Raw genomic sequence first — 17,820 nt, 5'->3', positions numbered from 1 at the left:
CCCGGGGCGTGCGCGATGCTGTGCGCGTGACTCTCCCCGGCATCCTCGGCCGCGACCCCGAGCTCGCGCGGCTCGACGACCTCGTCGCCGGCCGCGGCCGGGGCGCGCTGCTCGTCCTCGGCGACCCCGGCTCCGGCAAGACGACGCTGCTCGAGCACGCCGCCGCCGCGGCCCGCGCCCAGGGCCAGCGCGTCCTCGTCGCCACCGGCACCGCGCAGGAGCACGACGCCGACCACGCCTGCCTGCACCGCGTGCTCCGCCCGCTGCTCGGCCGGGTCGCCGCCCTCCCGGCCGGGCAGCGCGCGGCCGTCGAGTCCGCGTTCGGCCTGACCGACGCGCCGCCCGACGCCGGCGGCGACGCCCTCCGCCTCGCCCTCGGCGTCCTCACGCTGCTGTCCGACGCCGCCGAGGACGCCCGGGTGCTCGTCGTCGTCGACGACCTGCACTGGGCCGACGCCGCGAGCGTGCGCATCCTCGACTTCGTCGCTGCCCGCCTCGAGGGCGAGCGGGTCGCGCTGCTCGGCGCCGCACGGCCCACGGCGCGCGACACCCACCACGTGGCGACCATCGAGCTCGGCCCGCTCGCCCCCGAGGCCGCGCGCGCCGTGATCGACCTGCTGCCCGACGCGCCGCGCGGCGAGCACCGCCGCCGCGTCCTCGCGCACGCGGAGGGCAACCCGCTCGCGCTCGTCGAGCTCACGCGCGCCGGGTCGCTGCCCGTCGACGACGCCGCGCCCGCCCCGCTGACGGCCCGGCTCGAGCGGGCGTTCGCGGCGCGCACCCAGCTGCTGCCGGCACGCACGCGCGAGGCGCTGCTGCTCGCGGCGGCCGCGGGGCCGGACGACCTGGCCGCCGTCGTCGCGCACCAGGACCTCGCCGACTGGGCGCCCGCGGAGGTCGCGGGCCTCGTGCGGGTCGGCGGGGCGGCGCCGCTCGCGTTCCGGCACTCGCTCGTGCGCTCCGCCGTCTACCAGGGCGCCACCGGCGTCGAGCGCGCGGCCGTGCACCGCCGGCTCGCGACGCTCGTCGCGGCCGACCCCGACCGCTTCGCCTGGCACACGGCCGCCGCCACGGCGGGGCCCGACGCCGAGGTCGCCGCCCTCCTCGACAGCACGGCCGAGCGCGCCCGTGCCCGCGGCGGCTGGGCCGGCGCCGCCCGCGCCCTCGAGCGGGCCGCCCAGCTCACGGCCGACCCCGCCGCGGCCACCGAGCGCCTCGTGCGCGCGGCCACCGCGGCCATGTACGCCGGGCAGCACCGGTGGGTCGAGGACCTCATGGCTGCCGCGCGGCCGCTCGCGGTCGGGCCGCAGCGCTCCCTGGTCGACTCGCTCTCGGCCTGGGCGCTGTCCCAGACCTTCCGCCACGCCGACGCCGTCGACCTCGCGCTGAGCGCCGTGCGCGAGCCCGTCGCGGGCCTCGGCCCGCTCGTCTCCGCGGCGGTGGCCGCCTACCAGGCCGGCGACCCGCGGCTCGCCGCGCGCACCGCCCGCGCCCTCGACGACCTCGCCCCCGGCGCCGACGACCCCGCCGCGCTCTGGATCCGCGCCTCGACCGACCCGCTCGGCCAAGCCGTGCCCACGGGCGCCGCGATCGACGCCCTGCTGGCCGCCGTCGACGGGGTCGCCGCCCGGCTCGGGCACCTCGCGCTCAACGCCACCTCGGGCACGGCGTACGTCGTCGACCACCCGCGCGCCGTCGACATCACCGCGGCGTTCCTGCACCTGCTCGGGCAGCCCGGCACGAGCGGTGTCAACGCCCTCGTCGCCAACACGGCCGGCGCCGTCCTCGTCGACGCCGGCCGCTGGGACGAGGCGTGGTCGCGCATGACGGAGGCCGTCTCCGTCGCGGAGGCGACGGGCGGCGAGCTGGTCGCGCGGCAGGCCGGCGCCAACCTCGCCCACCTCGCCGCGCTGCGCGGCGACCCCGAGGCCGCCGACCTCGCGACACGGGCGCTCGCAGGCGTCGACCCGGACGTCACGCGTGCCGTCGGGGTGCGCGCCCGGTGGGCGCTCGGCCTCGCGGCGGCCGGTGCCGGCGACTGGGAGCGCGCCTACCAGCACCTGCGCCTCCTGCTCGACGACGGACGGCCCGCGCACCCGCACCTCGCGCTGTACGCGCTGCCCGACCTCGTCGCGGCCGCCCTGCGCACGGGCCGTCCGGCCGAGGCCCGTGCCGCCGCCCACGCGCTCGGCACCGCCGTCGGGCCCGGGACGTCGGTGCGGCTGCACGCCCTCGCCGCGCACGCCGCCGGGCTCGTCGCACCCGACGGCGCCGCCGAGCGCCTCTTCCGCGCGGCGCTCGACGGGCTGCACGGCGAGCCGTTCGAGCGCGCCCGGGCGCGGGCCGACCTCGGTGCGTGGCTGCGGCGTCGGCGGCGGATCTCGGAGGCGCGCGAGGAGCTGGCGCTCGCCGCCGAGACCGCGGCGCGGCTCGGTGCCCGCCCGCTGGCCGCGTTCGTCGCGGGAGAGCTGCGCGCCGCGGGCGTGCGCGAGGCGGACGCCGCCCCGGACGCGCTCGAGGACCTCTCGGCGCAGCAGCGCCAGATCGTGCGGATGGCGGCCTCGGGCCTGACGAACCGGCAGATCGGCGAGCGGCTCTACCTGTCCCCGCGCACCGTCGGCTTCCACCTCCACCAGGTGTTCCCACGGCTCGGCGTCACGTCGCGCACGCAGCTGCGCGACGTCGTCGGCGCCCGACCGGTCACCTGACGGATACCGGCGGCCGGCGGCGTCGCCGCAGGCTGGGGGCTACCCGGCCGCGCCGCGGCCCCCGACGGAAGGACGTCCCATGCCCTACATCACCACGCCCGACGGGATCGACCTCTTCTACAAGGACTGGGGCAGCGGCAGCCCCGTCGTCTTCAGCCACGGCTGGCCCCTCGGCGCGGACGCGTGGGACCGCCAGCTCAAGGCGGTCGCCGACGCCGGCTTCCGCGGCATCGCGCACGACCGCCGCGGCCACGGCCGCTCGACGCAGACCGCGACGGGCAACGACATGGACCACTACGCCGACGACCTCGCCGCCCTGCTCGAGGCGCTCGACCTCACCGACGTCGTCCTCGTGGGCCACTCCACGGGCGGCGGCGAGGTCGCCCGCTACCTGGGCCGCCACGGCTCGGCGCGCGTGCGCAAGGCCGTGCTGCTCGGCGCCGTGCCGCCGCTCATGCTCCAGACGCCGGAGAACCCCGAGGGCACGCCGCTCGCCGTGTTCGACGACATCCGCGCCGGCGTGCTGAGCGACCGGTCGCAGTTCTACCAGGACCTGTCAGTGCCGTTCTACGGCGGCAACCGCGAGGGCTCGACCCTCACGCAGGGCGTGCGCGACCAGTTCTGGCGCCTGTCGATGCAGGCCGGCCTGGCCCCGGCGTACGACTGCGTCGCGCAGTTCTCGGCCGTCGACTACACGGCCGACCTCGAGAAGATCGACGTCCCCGTGCTGGTCGCGCACGGCGACGACGACCAGATCGTGCCGATCGCCGCGGCCGCGCTCAAGACGGCCCGGATCGTCAAGGACGCCACCCTCAAGGTCTACGCGGGCGCCCCGCACGGGCTGCACGGCGCCTACGAGGAGGAGTTCACGAAGGACCTCGTCGACTGGATCGGCTGAACCGCGCCGGGGTGGGGCCGGACGGCCCCACCCCGCCGGGTCAGACCAGCTCGTCCTCGCGCTCCTCGGCGGTCGTCTCGGCGGTCATCCTGGTCCGCACCGGGCTCACCCACGTGCCCTTGCCGCTGTACCCGAGCACGCCGCGCACGGCCGGGACCAGCGTCGTCGCGACGGTGATGGCGTTCATCTGCCAGTACCAGACCATGTACGCGGGGGCGAACAGCAGGTATCTGAGCTTCGCTCCGTGGTTGTCGAGCGCGAGCGCGGCGACGAGCTGCCACCACCCTACGAGCGAGATGACGGCCGAGAACACCAGCACGATGTCGACCGTGTGGAAGAGGTCCTCGGTGTTCCCGGTGACGATCGACAGCACGAGCCGCGCCGCGAGCCAGAGGCTGAACAGCAGGTAGTAGAGGCTCCAGACGATCGACCCGGTCTGGTCGAGCAGCAGGACCACCTTGGGCACGTTCCGCAGGGGGTGCCGCACCACGCGCCCGACGTTGGTCAGCCACGACTCCGTGCCGCCCTTGGCCCACCGTCTGCGCTGGTGGTACAGCATGGTGAGCGTGTTGGGCACGTTCATGTAGAACATGATGTCCGGCGCGAAGTCGGCCTTCCAGCCCGCGTACTGCTGGTCCCAGCAGATCGAGATGTCCTCCGTCGCCCGGTCCTGCCGGAACAGCCCGACGTCGTACAGCGCGTCCCTGCGGTACATCGTGTTCGCGCCCGAGTAGGCGTACATGCTGCCCAGCACGCCGATCTGCGACCGCTTGATGATGCCGACGATGCTGGAGAACTCGACCGTCTGGGACTTCTCCACGAGCAGCGAGCGGTTCTGGACGTCCATGTTGGCGGTGACGGCGCCGATGTTCTGCCCGGCTGGGCTCAGGAAGTAGTTCAGGTACTTCCACAGCGCGTCGCGCTCGGGCACGGTGTCGGCGTCGTTCGACAGGATGTACTCCCCGCGCGCGAACGCGACCCCGATGTTGAACGCGTGCGCCTTGCCCTGGTTCGCCTCGATGCGCAGCACCCGCAGCCTCGGGTACCTCAGGGACAGGCGCTCGAGGATGTCCGGCGTCGTGTCCTTCGACCCGTCGTCGCAGACCAGCACCTCGTAGTTGTGGTAGTCGAGGTCGTTCATGAGGTAGTCGATGGTCTCCTCGATCATCACCTCCTCGTTGTGCGCGGGGATCATGATCGTGACGAACGGCTCGTCCTGCGGCGCCATCCGCACGAAGTCCTGCTGCCGAAACTTGCCGACGTAGAAGAACCGGTAGAACAGGCCGCCGACGGTCCACGCGACCGCACCCAGGATCGGGTAGAGCGAGAGCACCACCGCGGCGGGGCGCCACCAGAGCTCGTAGCCCCAGGCCAGGAAAGCACTCACTCGGTCACCTCCGGCCCGGCGTCCGTCAGGTCGCCGAGCAGCTCGTGGACGAACCCTGTCGGCAGGTTCTGCTCCGGTGCCACGGCGTAGTAGCGGGCCGAGCGCCGGAAGTCCTCGTCACCGAACCGGTCGTGGTACATCGCCTCGAGCGCCGCCTTGCGGCGTGCCGCCCCCGCCGCGTCGTACGTCGTGCGCTCCGGGTAGACCTTCCGCTCGCGGTGGTTGTTGCGCAGCAGCAGGGCGGTGCTGGACAGCAGGACGACGACGACGACGACGATCGCCACCGCCCGCGCCAGGAACCGGACGAGCTCCTCCCCGTCCTCGTACGCGCCGTGGTAGAGCGCGGACCAGATCGGCGCGTCGGGCGCCACGGAGTTGGCGAGCACCGCGACCGGGTACAGCAGCACCACCCAGAGCACGAGGATCATGAGCGTCTCGCGCACCTTGAGCCGCCCGTGGCCGCGCGCGAAGTAGCGGTCCTCGACGAAGGTCTTGGCGGCGCCGTGCTCCTGCTGCTCGCTCACGGCTGGCCTCCCTCGGTCGGGTGGCCCGCAAGCCGCTCCCGTTCCCGCGAGGCCGTCGTCTCGGCCGGGACGAGGTTGCGGTAGTGCGCCGAGCCCCGGAGCTCGGCGTCGAGCATGTAGACGGCGGACTCGAGGAACGTCGCCTGACCGGCGTCGAAGAACCGCAGGAGCATCGACACCATGCGCGGCGACAGGTACCGGTCCGGGATCCGGCCCTCGGAGAGCGTGGGCTCGGCAAGGATCCGCCGCGCGGCCGCGTCGGCGGCCGCGACCTCGCGCGCGTGCAGGCCGCGCGGCCCCCGCGCCGCCTGGTCGCGCACCCCGGCGAACAGCCGTGTCGACCCCAGCCCGGCGGCCGCGACCCACCCGACGACGAGGAGGAACACCGACGCCACGAGGACGCCCGCCGTCCGGGCGGGGAACTGGTGCAGGTGCGCGAACCCTGCCTCCGAGGCGAGGAAGTACGCCCAGACCAGCACGGGAAGGACCAGCGCCACACCGAACGACCACGCCGTCCAGCGACGCCGCGCCTGGCGCTCGAGCTCCCGCGCCGCCTCGTTGCGGCGGTAGCGGTTCGCCTCCAGCCGGCGCAGCGCGTCCAGGGCGTCGACGCAGTACGCCCGGTCCTTGCTCCCGGCAGCTCCCCCGGTCACCGGACGATCACCTCAGCGGGTCCTGTGCGCGCACGACGTCGGCGAGGACGTTCATGATCCCGGCCGGGTTGCGGAACCCGTGCCTGAAGTAGAAGTCCGTGAACTCGAGGTCCTCGACCGTGCGCCCCTGCTCGATCGCGAGCGACACGAGGTCCGCGTATGCGCTGATGCCGTCCGCCGTCCCGCGCAGCTGGATCCCCAGGATCTTGTGGGTGCCGCGCTCGTACGTCAGCCACGCCTTGTAGAACTTGTCCGACGCGAGGTAGTCGTTCCGGACGAACGCCACGGCGGAGTCGTACCCCTCGTACAGCGCCCGCCGGTGGTTGATGCCCGACGTGCACAGCGTCCGCTCCCCGATGTTGAGGTTGTAGGTCGCCTGGGACGGGCCGATCCGGCGCCGGGGCCCCGCGAGGTTGACCGCGGCGACCTCGCCCTGGCGCAGGGCGTCGCTCGCATGCGGGATGTACACGGGCTCGGCCACGTGCGACACGCGCGTCGTCGCGCAGTCCCCGACGGCGAACACGTCCGGCACGGACGTCCGCATGTAGTCGTCGACGACGATCGCGCCGCGGTCACCCAGCGTGACCTGGGACCCGACCAGCATCGTGTTCGGCCGGAACCCGGTGGCGTAGATGATGCCGTCCGCCGTGAACACCTCCCCGGACCGCGTGGTGACGGCGGCGACGGCACGCCCGTCGACCGTCCGCTCGCTGATGTCGACGATGAGCGCGGACGTGTGGACCTCGACGCCCGCCTCCAGGAGCGCCGCCTGGACCTCGGCGGCGACGTCGTCGTCGAGATACCGGTTGAGGATCGACGACGACGCCTGGACGAGCGTCGTGGCGATGCGACTGTCTGACATCACCTTCGCCATCTCGATGCCGATCGCACCGCCGCCGATGACGATGACGCGCCGGGCCGTGGCCATGAGCTCCTTGATCCGCACGGCGTCCGCGTAGCTCTTGACGACGAGGAGCTTGTCGCCGTACTCGCCGGCGGCGAGCGGGATCGACGGGTACGACCCCGTCGCCAGGACGAGCCTGTCGTACGTGTCGTCCAGCACCTCGTCGCTGCCGTTCACGACGTACCGCAGGGTCTTGGCCGCGGTGTCGACGCCGCGGACGACGGTCTCGGTGCGGACCTCGACGCCCTTGGCCCGCAGCTCGTGCTCCGTGGTCGAGCTGCTGAGCACCAGGAAGTCGCGAGAACCGCGCAGGTAGTGCGGGATCGACTGGGCGACGAACCCGACCACGCCCTGCTTCTCGTACAGGACCACCTGGGCGTCCGGGAACTCCTCCCTGGCCCGCAGCGCACAGGCGATCCCCGCGTGGGACCCACCGACGATGACGACGCGCAAAGCGACCCCCTGGCGACAATGCTCGGGACGCCGTCACCGCCGGCCGGCGGTGACGAGGTGGCCGAGTCTCACACGGCGGCCCCGTCCGCTGCTCCGTTCGGTGCGCGCTGGCGCGGACCGACCCATCACCGACCCGGCGCGGGCCATAGGGTTCGACCATGAGCGCAGGTTTGCTGGGGCTGCTGGACGACGTCGCCGCCATCGCGAAGGCGGCGGCCGCCTCGCTCGACGACGTCACCGCAGCCGCCGGGAAGGCCACCGCGAAGGCCGCCGGCGTCGTCATCGACGACACCGCCGTGACCCCCCAGTTCGTCACGGGCGTCACCCCGGACCGCGAGCTGCCCATCGTCAAGAAGATCGCGCTCGGGTCCATCCGCAACAAGCTGCTCATCATCCTGCCGGTGGCGCTGCTGCTGTCGTGGGTGGCCCCGTGGGCGCTCGCGCCCATCCTCATGCTGGGCGGTCTCTACCTGTCCTACGAGGGCGCCGAGAAGATCTGGGAGCGGATCCGCGGGCACGAGGTCGCGCACGAGGAACCAGGCGCCGTCGACACGTCCGCGCCCGTGGCCACGCAGGGCTTCGCCGCCGAGAAGACCCTGATCAGCGGTGCCGTCCGCACCGACCTCATCCTCTCGGCCGAGATCATGGTCATCTCGCTCAACGAGGTGGCCCACGAGACGTTCTGGGACCGGCTCGTCATCCTCGTCATCGTCGCGCTCGTCATCACGGCCGGCGTGTACGGCGTCGTCGGGCTCATCGTGAAGATGGACGACATCGGCCTCGCCCTGTCCCGGCGCCGCTCGCGCGGTGTGCAGGCCCTGGGCCGCGGCCTCGTCGTCGGGATGCCGAAGATCCTCGGCTTCATCGCCACCGTCGGGACGGTCGCCATGCTCTGGGTGGGCGGCCACATCCTGCTCAACGGCGTCCACGAGCTCGGGTGGACCGCCCCCTACGCGTGGGTCGAGCACGTCGCCGAGAACATCCATCACGCCGTCGCCGGCGTCGGCGGCGCCCTCGGCTGGCTCTTCGACACGCTCGTCTCCGCCGTCGTCGGGCTCGCCGTCGGCGCCGTCGTCATCGCCGTGATCCACGTGCTCCCGTTCGGCCCGAAGCACCACGCGCCGTCCGCCGACGACGACGCGGCGCACGCATGAACCCGCACGACGACGCGCCCGCGGCGCCCGGCGAGGCGTTCGCGCACATCGTCTACTTCGAGCCGCGCATCGCCGGCAACACCGGGTCCGCGATCCGGCTCGCCGCCGTCACGGGCGCGCGGCTGCACCTCGTCGAGCCGCTCGGCTTCGACCTCGAGGAGTCCAAGCTGCGCCGCGCCGGGCTCGACTACCACGACCTCGCCGTGCTCTCGGTGCACGCCTCGTTCGACGCCGCGATGGATGCGCTGCCCGGCCGCCGCGTCTTCGCGTTCGAGGTGGGCGCCGCGACGTCGTACGCCGACGTGGCCTACGCGCCCGGCGACGTGCTGCTCTTCGGCCCGGAGCCCACCGGGCTGCCGCCGGAGGTGCTCGACCACCCGCGCGTCACCGAGCGCGTCGTGCTGCCGATGCTGCCGGGGCGCCGCTCGCTCAACCTCACCAACGCCGCCTCGATCGCCACCTACGAGGCGTGGCGGCAGCTCGGGTTCCCGGGCGCACCCTAGGGCGCGTCAGGACAGCAGCCAGAGCGCCGCGCACGCCAGCAGCTCCTGGTGGCTCGGCGACTCGTACGACCGCGCGTCGTGGCCGAGCGCGCTGTAGACCGTGCGGCCGCCGTGCGCCTCCGTCACCCACAGCGCCGGGTGCGGCTCGCCGTCGTCGTCGTGCACCCACCCCAGCACCTGCGACCCCGGGGCGACGCGCAGGTTGCAGTAGCGCTCGTCGAACGCGGACACCGCGCCGAGGCCGGCGGTCAGCGGGTGCACGCCCGTCGCGAGCGTCAGGCGCATCGGGCCGATCTCCGGGTGGCCGCTCACACCCTCGACCCAGCGGCCGCCCAGCAGCTCCTCGAACCGCTCCTCGCCGGGCAGCGCCAGCGCCGTCTGGTGCACCGCCAGGATGCGGCCACCCGCCCTCGCCCACGCCTCGACGGTGTCGTAGGTGCCAGCCCAGTCCTCCTCGGCACCGTCGATCGCCGCCTCGACGTACCCAGGCATCGGGCCGCCGATGTTGAGCACCAGCAGGTCGACGTCGTCCAGGTCCACGAGCACGCCGAGGAACGCCGAACGGACCATGACGTCGACGTCGCCGAGGGCGGCCATGACGTTCGCGAGCTCGTGCGACGTCGCCGCGTGGTCGTGCCACGAGTCCTCGTGCCGGCCACGGCCGGTGAGGATGACGACCCTCGTCCGCTCGCTCATGACACCAGGCCCAGCCACGCGCGCGGGCCCACCTGGGTGACGCGCGTGCTCGCGACCCGGGCGGCGCGGGCCGTCGCCGCGGGGAGGTCCTCGCCCTCGGCGAGAGCGACGGTGAGGGCGCCGTGGAAGGCGTCACCGGCCCCCAGGGTGTCCCGGGCCTGGACCGGGGGGACGGTGACGTAGCCGGTGGTCTCGTCTTTGGCCTCGTCTGGAGCGAGGGCCGGTTGCGTCCGCAGGGCGACGTCGCCTGGAGCGAGGGCCGGTTGCGTCCGCAGGGCGACGTCGCCTGGAGCGAGGGCCGGTTGCGTCCGCAGGGCGGCGTCGCCTGGAGCGAGGGCCGGTTGCGTCCGCAGGGCGGCGTCGCCTGGAGCGAGGGTCGGTTGCGTCCGCGGAGGGACAGACGTCGTGCGCGCGGTCCCGTTCACGCGCCCCAGGGGGCGCTCCACTTCGGGAGAGATAGGACCGCGCGTACGACGTCTGTCCCTCCGCTCCGTCGTCTCCGTTGCGTCTGCCGGCGCGTTCCTCCGCTCTGTTCCGTCCGCCGCGTCCGGCGGCGTGGACGGCCGCTCCGTGGTGTCTGTTGTGTCTGTCTGCGGGTCGGGTGCTTCCTGGTGGTGCGTGGTCGCGTGGTGGCGGGTGTGCCACTCGATGGGGCGGGGGCCGTGCGTGATGACGACGGCGGTGGCGCCCATCGCCAGGGCGGCCTCGGCGACGCGGGTGTCGGAGTGGGTCGGGATGCGGAAGTCGGCGCTGAGGGCGGCGACGTCGGCCTGCGGGACGAGGTCCTCGAAGACGGGACGCCAGCGGCCCGCGTCGAGGACGACCCGCGGGCGCGGCGGCGTCGTCGTGACGTGGGCGAGGACGGCCCGGGCGATGCTCGGGTGGTGGCCGTCGAGGAGGACGGCGTCCGGACGGGGCAGGGCGGCGAGCGCGTCCGGCGTCGGCGCGGGGGCGACGGCGAGCGCGCCGTCGGGGCTGACGACCGAGCGGTCTCCGGTGGCGTCGTCGACCAGGACGGCGGAGACCGCGAGCGCGAAGCCGGGGGCCGCGGTGTCGAGGATCTCGACGCCGTGCGCCTCGAGGTCGGCGCGCGCGGCCGCGGCGACGGGGCCCTGGCCGAGGGCGGTGACGAGGACGGCGCGTGCACCGAGCGCGGCGGCCGTGACCGCGGCGTTGGCGGCAGGGCCGCCGGCGGCGACGTCCTGGCGCGTCGCGGTGACCTTCTCGTTCCGCGTGGGCGGCACGACGGCGCGGTGGACGACGTCGAGCGTCGTCAGCCCGGCGAACCAGCACACGACCATGGGCCGTCTCCTTCCTCCCCTCGTCCTCCGCAACCTCCCTTTCGATGTCGTACTTCCTTGCGCTTCGGCGGCCGGAACGCAAGGAGGTACGACATCGAAAGGTGGGGTGGTCAGCGGCCGGTGCCGTGGACGGCGTACGGCTCGATCGCCGCGATCTCGTCGGCCGTGAGGGCCGGTGCGGCCAGGGCGCCCACCGTGTCCTCGAGCTGGGCGACGCTCGACGCGCCGACCAGGGCCGAGGTGACGCGGTTGTCGCGCAGCACCCAGGAGACGGCGAGCTGGGCCAGGGTCTGGTTGCGGCCCCGGGCGATCTCGTCGAGGGCGCGGGCGCGCTCCAGGTAGGTCTCCGAGAGGTTCGACGCCGACAGGAACGGGCTGTCGGGGCGCGCAGCACGCGAGCCGGCCGGGGCCGAGCCCGACAGGTAGCGGCCCGTGAGCAGGCCCTGCTGGAGCGGGCTGAACACGATGGTCCCGACGCCGAGGTCCTCGACGACGTCGAGCAGCGACTCCGACTGCTGGCCGTCGTAGCCGTCCACCAGGGAGGCGTTCTCGACGTGGCGGTTGAACATCGAGTAGCTCGGCTGGTGGATCAGCAGGGGGGCGCCCAGGTCGTCGAGGATCTGCGCGGCCTCGCGCGTGCGCGCGGCCGAGTAGTTGGAGACGCCGACGTACAGCGCCTTGCCGCTGTGGACCGCCGCCGCGAGCGCCCCCATGGTCTCCTCCAGCGGCGTCGCCGGGTCGGGGCGGTGGTGGTAGAAGATGTCGACGTAGTCGAGGCCCATGCGCTCGAGCGACGCGTCGAGGCTGCTCAGCAGGTACTTGCGGCTGCCGTGGTCGCCGTACGGGCCCGGCAGCATGTCGTAGCCGGCCTTGGTCGAGACGATCAGCTCGTCGCGGTACGGGTGCAGGTCCTTGTCGAAGATCCGGCCGAAGTTCTCCTCGGCACTGCCGTAGGGCGGGCCGTAGTTGTTCGCCAGGTCGAAGTGCGTGATCCCGAGGTCGAACGCCCGGCGCGCGACGTCGCGCTGCGTCTGGAACGGGGTCGTGTCGCCGAAGTTGTGCCACAGGCCCAGCGACAGCGCGGGCAGGTCGAGCCCGGAGCGGCCGGTGCGGCGGTAGGTCATGGACGCGTAGCGATCCTCGGCGGCGAGGTAGCGGGATGCGATCGGCATGGGGCCAGCCTCTCAGCCTTCGCCGGGTTCGCGCGACGCCACTGTGGCCTCGGCGTCGGACCCCACCGCGGCGGCCGCGCCCGGCTCGGCCTGGGCGCCCGCCTCCGCCGCGGCCTCGGCGTCGGCGATCGCCCGGTTGGTGACGACGAGCAGCCCGAGGGCCGTCAGGGCCGAGAGCGACGCCGCGACGACGAACACCGGGCGCAGCCCGAACGCCTGCCCGATCACGCCGCCGAGGAACGCCCCGACGGGCTGGAGTCCCCAGGCGAGCAGGCGGTAGCAGGCGTTGGTGCGGCCCAGGAGCGCGTCGGGGGTGACCTGCTGCCGCAGCGAGACGGCGATGACGTTCCACACCATGACCCCGAGCCCCGAGACCAGGAAGACCGCCCCGACGACCCACGGGTTCGTGGTGACGGCCGGGGTTCCTGCCATGACCGTGAAGGTCACGACGCCGAACGCGAGCGAGGCCGCACGCCCGAACGTCGCGGCCACGCGCGTCGCGAGCAGCGACCCCAGCACGGCCCCGACCGACGTCGTGGCGAGCAGGATGCCGTAGGTCGCGTCGGTCAGCCCCAGGGGCGACGACGGCCCGACGGCGAACAGCACGAACACCGCGAACACCATGCTCGACGCGAGGTTCGCCAGGCCCGTCATGGCCGCGAGCGTCCGCAGCACGCGGTGCCGTGCCAGGTAGCGCAGGCCCTCGCCGATGTCCGCGCGCACCGTCGTCGTCGGGCCGGTGCGGGCGACGCGGAACTCGCCGCGCACGCTCGCGAGTGCGACCACCGCGAGCGCCCACAGCGCCGCGGGCGCGCCGAGCGCGAGAGCGGCGGCGACGCCGACCAGCAGGCCGCCGAGCGGCGGCCCGGCGAACTGGTTGGCGACCATCTCGACGCCGTAGAGCCGCGCGTTGGCGCGGGGCAGGTCGGGGCGGCGCACCACCTGCGGCAGGATCGACTGGCTGCTCGTGTCGTAGAGCACCTCGGCGATCCCAGCCAGCAGCGCGGCCGCGTAGAGCAGCGCGATGGACTCGACGCCGGCCGCCAGCACGACGGCCAGCAGGCCCGCGACGAGGGCGCGCGCGCCGTTGGCGGCGAGCATGATGCGCCGGCGGTCGAGCCGGTCGGCGAGCGCGCCGGCGGGCAGCGAGAGCAGCAGCCACGGCAGCGTCATGGCGACGCCGAGCCCGCCGAGCGCGAGGGGCGAGTCGGTGAACCGCACGGCGACGAGCGGCACCGCGACCTTGGAGACGCCGTCGGCGAGGTTGGACAGCCCGGTGGCGGTCAGCACCCGCACGAAGCGGGGACCGAGCGGTGCCGTGTCATGTCGACCCATGCCCCCAACATCCCCGAACGCCCGACCCGCACCAAACCTGCCGGTCCCCCGTGTCGCGTTCGACCCGCTCCCCCCGCCCGAACCGGCCCCGCCCCACCCGCGCCGCGCCAGCCGCGCCGCGCCAGCCCGCCTGCGACGCCTCCGACGCCCGCGACGCCCGATCGGAACGTGGGTTCGGGATCGGAACGTGCTTTGCGATGCACGTTCCGATCCCGAACCCACGTTCCGATCGCTGGGCCGATCCCCGTTCGGCCGCGCGGGTCCCGTCAGGGGGCCGGCGGGATCGGGAAGTTGGAGCGGAACAGGCACTCCGGGTCCCACTGCGCCTTCAGCGCGCGGAGGCGGTCCAGCGTGCGGCCCGGGAACGCGTCCGCCAGCCGCTCGGGGCGGGTGTCGGTGTCGAACGACAGGTACAGGCCGTCGGCGTGCGGGCCCATCACCTCGTCCCAGAGCGGGTCGAGCCGCGGCTGCGACGAACCCATGGCCGTGAGCAGGAAGTTCTGGTGCCGGTGCGCGTAGGCGGTGGCGTCCGGGGCGACGTCGTGCGCCGCGCCACCGGTGGCCCGCACCTGCAGGAAGTACGCCTCGCCCGACCAGGCGACCTTCTCGAAGGAGCGCGCGACGTCGTCCGTCAGGTGGGTGACGAGCGTGGACCGGACCGCGGGGTCTCCCCCGCCCGCGTGGTGCTTCTCGGCGGGCTGCACGACGCCGGTGTACGGCAGCAGGTATGCCTGGTGCTGGAGGAGTGGCCCGGTGTCGGCGAGGGCTTCGAGCTGGGTGATCGCGGCGTCGGTGTCGTCCCCGGCCCACACGGTCATGAGCTGGGCGACGGGCTGCTGCCCGCGTCGGGCGGGCGACAGGATGAGGAACGAGGTCAGCTCGCGCGGGGCGGCCTCGACGACGGCTCCCCACCGCTGGAGCAGCCCGGCGGCGTCGGCGGCGTCGAGCGTCATCTGGGAGTAGACGACGTCGCCGAGCGCCCCCGCCTCGAGCTCGAAGGAGGTAACGACGCCGAGGTTGGCCCCGGCGCCGCGCAGCCCCCAGAACAGCTCGGGGTTCTCGTCGGCCGAGGCGCGCACGAGGCGCCCGTCGGCGGTGACGACGTCGGCGGCGACGACGTGGTCGATCGTCAGGCCCTGCGACCGGCCGAGCAGGCCGATGCCGGCCGTCGTCGCGAGACCGCCGACGCCGACGCCGCCGTAGTCGCCCGACGTGATGGCCCAGCCGTGCGGCTGGAGCGCGGCGGCGACCTCGCCCCACGTCGCCCCGGCCCCGACGCGCACGCGGCGCGTCGCCTCGTCGAGCACCTCGATGCCGTTCAGCGCGCCGAGGTCGACGACGACGCCGCCGTCGTTGGTGGACCGCCCGCTGATGCCGTGCCCGCCGGACCGCACGCCGAGCTCGACGCCGCGGTGGCCGGCGTCGGCCGGGCCCGCGCTGGCCCCGCCGGCCCCGCCGACCCCTCCGGCCCCGCCGACCCCGCCGACCCCGCCGGCGCCGCGGCCCGCGCCGGCCTGGGCGCGCGCAAATCCGATCGCCTCCGCGACCTCCTCGGCGTCGCGCGGCCGCAGCACCAGGCCGGGGGCGCCCGAGCGCAGGTAGTTGTGCCGGAGCCCGGCGTAGGCCTTGTCCCCCGGCTCGACCGCCCGGTGCTGTAACGACCGCGGGACGTCGTCGTACGCGATGCCCTCGCGCCGCAGCGCGACGGCGGCGGCGCCGCGGCGCGACGCGGCGGGCACGGTGCCGCGCGACGCGCGCTCGGCGGCGACGGCCTCGCGCACGGCGGGCGCGACCTCCTGGCCGAAGCGGCGGATGGTGTCGGGGTCGTCGCCCATGGCGATGAACGTGCCGACGCCGTCCTCGAGCGCGAGACGCACGAGCTCGTCGACCCACTGCTCGGTGCCCCCGGCGGGGGCGGCCAGGTTGAGCAGGCGGCGGATCTCGGCGGGCTCGCGCCCGGCGGCAAGGGCCGCCTCGTCGATGACGGCGTTGCCGCGGGCCAGATCGCCGTCCTTGAGGTAGGGCGCGGACGGCAGCCAGCCGTCCGCCTTCGCCCCGACGAGCCGCAGCATGCGCGGCTTGTACGCGCCGAGCCAGACGGGGACGTCGTGCGCGGGCGCGGGCCCACGCTTGGCGCCGACGACGCGGTGGTGCTCGCCCTCGACGCGCACGGCCCGGCGGTCGGCGGTGTCCCACAGCTCACGGACGACGTCGATGGCCTCGCTCAGCGCGTCGACCGACTCGCCGGGCGTCAGGCGCGTGCCGCCCATGGCGACGATCGGGTCCCAGAAGCCGCCGGCGCCGAGCGCGAGGGCCGCGCGGCCGCCGCTGAGCAGGTCGAGCGACGCGACCGCCCGGGCGAGCACGGCCGGCGGCCGCAGCGGCAGGTTGAGCACGTTGCCGGACACGGTGATGCGCTCGGTGGCCGCGGCCACCCAGGTCAGCAGGGTCCACGTGTCGAGGAACGCGGGCTGGTAGGGGTGGTCCTGGAACGTCGCGAGGTCGAGGCCGACCTCCTCGCTGAGCTGCGCGAGCCGGACGGGCTGCCGCGGGTCCTGGTGGGTGGGCGTGATGAAGCTGCCGAAGGCCAGGTCGTGGCCGTAGTCCGTCATGCCCGCGTCAACGGGTACCCCCGGGTGGTTTGTTCCGGGTCAGTCGGCCTCGGAGGCGAGGCCCGTCTGCGCGTAGAAGCCCCAGATGTGGTCGTGCGCGAGCTTCTCGGCCTGACCGGCGTCGCGCCCGACGACGGCGGCGAGCAGCGCCTGGTGCTCGGTGCACAGCCGGCCGCTCAGGGGGGCCCAGGACTCGATGCGCTCGACGCCCGCGGTGACGTAGTCGCCGACGGCCGTGCGCAGGCCGCCGAGGATCGCCTCGACGAGCTGGTTGCCGCCCAGCTGCACGAGCGCGAGGTGGAACTGCTGGTCGAGCTGCACGAACTCCGCGGCCGTGAGGTCCGGGTCGTCCATCTCCGCGAGCAGGCGCTCGATCTCACCCAGGTCCGTCTCGGGGTCGAAGCGCGCGGCGGCCTGGCCCACGGCCCACGTCTCGAGGGCGGCACGCGTCGCGACGACGTCGCGGACGGGCAGCGTGCCGGACGCGATGTGCAGGCGGACGGCGGCGCCGAGCCCCGCGGCGGGTCGGTCGACGACGGTCGCGCCGGCGTCCGGGCCGGAGCCGACGGCCGTGCGGACGATGCCCATGGCCTCCAGCACGCGCACGGCCTCCCGGACCGACGGGCGCGAGACGCCCATCTGCTCGGCCAGGGCTCGCTCGCCGGGCAGTCGCTCACCGAGGGCCCACGCGCCGGTGCGCAGGTTCTCCTCGATCTGGGCCAGGACTCGCTCGTGGGTACGCACCACCCAAGTCTAGTGCTGTGGACGGACCACACGGGGGGACCACGGCGCTGGCCGATGCGGCCTGCCACGCGTCGGCGGGCACCCGCGCCGTGCCCGACAATGGCGGGCGTGACCACCCCGCCGCCCTCTGCCGTCCCGCACCCGCGCGTCCGCGTGGTGCTGCTGACTGGCCCGTCGGGCAGCGGCAAGACGGCGCTGACGCGCCGGCTGGGCCTGCCCGTGGTGCGGCTCGACGACTTCTACCTGGACGGCGACCACCCCGACCTGCCGCACCGGTTCGGCATCGTCGACTGGGACGACCCGCGCTCGTGGGACGGCGCGGGCGCGCTGGCAGCCCTGTGCACGCTCGCGGCCGAGGGCCGCACCCCGGTGCCCGTCTACGACATCCCCTCCAACTCCCGCACGGGGACGGGTCTTGTCGATTCGGCGGGCTGTCCTGTGGTGATCGCAGAGGGGATCTTTGCCGCGCAGCTCGTCGCGGCGTGCCGCGAGGCGGGCATCCTGGCCGACGCGATCTGCCTGCACCGCCCCCGCGTGGTGACGTTCTGGTTCCGGCTGCTGCGCGATGTCGCCGAGGCGCGCAAGCCCATCCCCACGCTGATCCGCCGCGGGTGGGCCCTCATGCAGGCCGAGCCGGCCCTGGTCCGGGGGTGGGTGGCCCTGGGCTGCCGGGCGGACTCCGTCGCCGAGGCGGAGGCCGCGATCCGGGCCCTGGCAAGTCAAGATTCCACCAAGTCGTCATAGAGAGTTAACCTCTGCGACACAGGCACCACATC

General features: G+C 74.4%; 15 protein-coding genes. 5 read left to right on the top strand and 10 right to left on the bottom strand.

What is annotated here, in order from left to right; translation table 11 throughout:
- Positions 1 to 26: 26 nt before the first annotated feature.
- Positions 27 to 2,708: a helix-turn-helix transcriptional regulator gene (locus tag ET471_RS07410; RefSeq protein WP_165350438.1), complete on the top strand. Its 2,682-nt coding sequence runs from the start codon at positions 27 to 29 to the stop codon at positions 2,706 to 2,708.
- A 79-nt stretch (positions 2,709 to 2,787) separates the two neighbouring features.
- Positions 2,788 to 3,606 carry an alpha/beta fold hydrolase gene (locus ET471_RS07405; protein ID WP_129187327.1) on the top strand — a complete coding sequence of 273 codons (819 nt, stop codon included), beginning with the start codon at positions 2,788 to 2,790 and terminating at the stop codon, positions 3,604 to 3,606.
- Positions 3,607 to 3,646: 40 nt separating this feature from the next.
- Here the strand turns inward: ET471_RS07405 and ET471_RS07400 are convergent, their stop codons facing one another.
- Genes ET471_RS07400 through ET471_RS07385 form a run of 4 tightly spaced genes read right to left on the bottom strand, consistent with a single transcriptional unit; the run spans position 3,647 to position 7,527 of the window.
- Positions 3,647 to 4,993: a glycosyltransferase family 2 protein gene (locus tag ET471_RS07400; protein ID WP_165350437.1), complete on the bottom strand. Its 1,347-nt coding sequence runs from the start codon at positions 4,991 to 4,993 to the stop codon at positions 3,647 to 3,649.
- Positions 4,990 to 5,517, bottom strand: a complete 528-nt coding sequence (locus tag ET471_RS07395; protein ID WP_129187325.1) for a hypothetical protein — start codon at positions 5,515 to 5,517, stop codon at positions 4,990 to 4,992. The genes ET471_RS07400 and ET471_RS07395 overlap by 4 nt, the downstream gene beginning before the upstream one ends.
- The gene (locus tag ET471_RS07390; RefSeq protein WP_129187323.1) at positions 5,514 to 6,170 is read right to left on the bottom strand and encodes a hypothetical protein; all 657 of its coding nucleotides are present in this window, start codon (positions 6,168 to 6,170) and stop codon (positions 5,514 to 5,516) included. Before ET471_RS07390 ends, ET471_RS07395 begins: the two co-directional genes overlap by 4 nt.
- Positions 6,171 to 6,177: 7 nt before the next feature.
- Positions 6,178 to 7,527, bottom strand: coding sequence for an NAD(P)/FAD-dependent oxidoreductase (locus ET471_RS07385; RefSeq protein WP_129187321.1), 1,350 nt, complete (start codon positions 7,525 to 7,527; stop codon positions 6,178 to 6,180).
- Positions 7,528 to 7,685: 158 nt separating this feature from the next.
- On the opposite strand from ET471_RS07385, the gene ET471_RS07380 reads away from it, so the two are divergent.
- Both ET471_RS07380 and ET471_RS07375 read left to right on the top strand, forming a co-directional pair.
- A complete protein-coding gene (locus tag ET471_RS07380; protein ID WP_129187319.1) occupies positions 7,686 to 8,681 on the top strand; it encodes a DUF808 domain-containing protein in 996 nt (331 codons plus the stop codon).
- Positions 8,678 to 9,184 (top strand): tRNA (cytidine(34)-2'-O)-methyltransferase, encoded by a 507-nt coding sequence (locus tag ET471_RS07375; RefSeq protein ID WP_129187317.1) that lies wholly within the window; start codon positions 8,678 to 8,680, stop codon positions 9,182 to 9,184. Before ET471_RS07380 ends, ET471_RS07375 begins: the two co-directional genes overlap by 4 nt.
- Before the next feature lie 6 nt (positions 9,185 to 9,190).
- On the opposite strand, the gene ET471_RS07370 is transcribed toward ET471_RS07375, so the two are convergent.
- From ET471_RS07370 to ET471_RS07345, 6 genes are all read right to left on the bottom strand, one after another.
- Positions 9,191 to 9,880, bottom strand: coding sequence for a ThuA domain-containing protein (locus tag ET471_RS07370; protein WP_129187316.1), 690 nt, complete (start codon positions 9,878 to 9,880; stop codon positions 9,191 to 9,193).
- Positions 9,877 to 11,181, bottom strand: a complete 1,305-nt coding sequence (locus ET471_RS07365; RefSeq protein ID WP_129187315.1) for a PfkB family carbohydrate kinase — start codon at positions 11,179 to 11,181, stop codon at positions 9,877 to 9,879. The genes ET471_RS07370 and ET471_RS07365 overlap by 4 nt, the downstream gene beginning before the upstream one ends.
- Before the next feature lie 110 nt (positions 11,182 to 11,291).
- Positions 11,292 to 12,353: an aldo/keto reductase gene (locus ET471_RS07360; RefSeq protein WP_129187313.1), complete on the bottom strand. Its 1,062-nt coding sequence runs from the start codon at positions 12,351 to 12,353 to the stop codon at positions 11,292 to 11,294.
- A gap of 12 nt (positions 12,354 to 12,365) precedes the next feature.
- Complete coding sequence (locus ET471_RS07355) at positions 12,366 to 13,688, bottom strand: MFS transporter (RefSeq protein WP_129187311.1); 1,323 nt, start codon at positions 13,686 to 13,688, stop codon at positions 12,366 to 12,368.
- 266 nt (positions 13,689 to 13,954) lie between these two features.
- Positions 13,955 to 16,300 (bottom strand): LLM class flavin-dependent oxidoreductase, encoded by a 2,346-nt coding sequence (locus ET471_RS07350; RefSeq protein ID WP_129187309.1) that lies wholly within the window; start codon positions 16,298 to 16,300, stop codon positions 13,955 to 13,957.
- A gap of 39 nt (positions 16,301 to 16,339) precedes the next feature.
- Complete coding sequence (locus ET471_RS07345; RefSeq protein WP_129187307.1) at positions 16,340 to 17,044, bottom strand: FadR/GntR family transcriptional regulator; 705 nt, start codon at positions 17,042 to 17,044, stop codon at positions 16,340 to 16,342.
- A 99-nt stretch (positions 17,045 to 17,143) separates the two neighbouring features.
- On the opposite strand from ET471_RS07345, the gene ET471_RS07340 reads away from it, so the two are divergent.
- Complete coding sequence (locus tag ET471_RS07340; RefSeq protein ID WP_129187305.1) at positions 17,144 to 17,788, top strand: uridine kinase family protein; 645 nt, start codon at positions 17,144 to 17,146, stop codon at positions 17,786 to 17,788.
- Positions 17,789 to 17,820: the final 32 nt, after the last annotated feature.

The organism is Xylanimonas protaetiae (assembly GCF_004135385.1).
Taxonomy (GTDB): Bacteria; Actinomycetota; Actinomycetes; order Actinomycetales; family Cellulomonadaceae; genus Xylanimonas; species Xylanimonas protaetiae.
The sequence above is the reverse complement of the archived record's forward strand: the minus strand, read 5'-3'. Positions and strand labels throughout refer to the sequence as shown.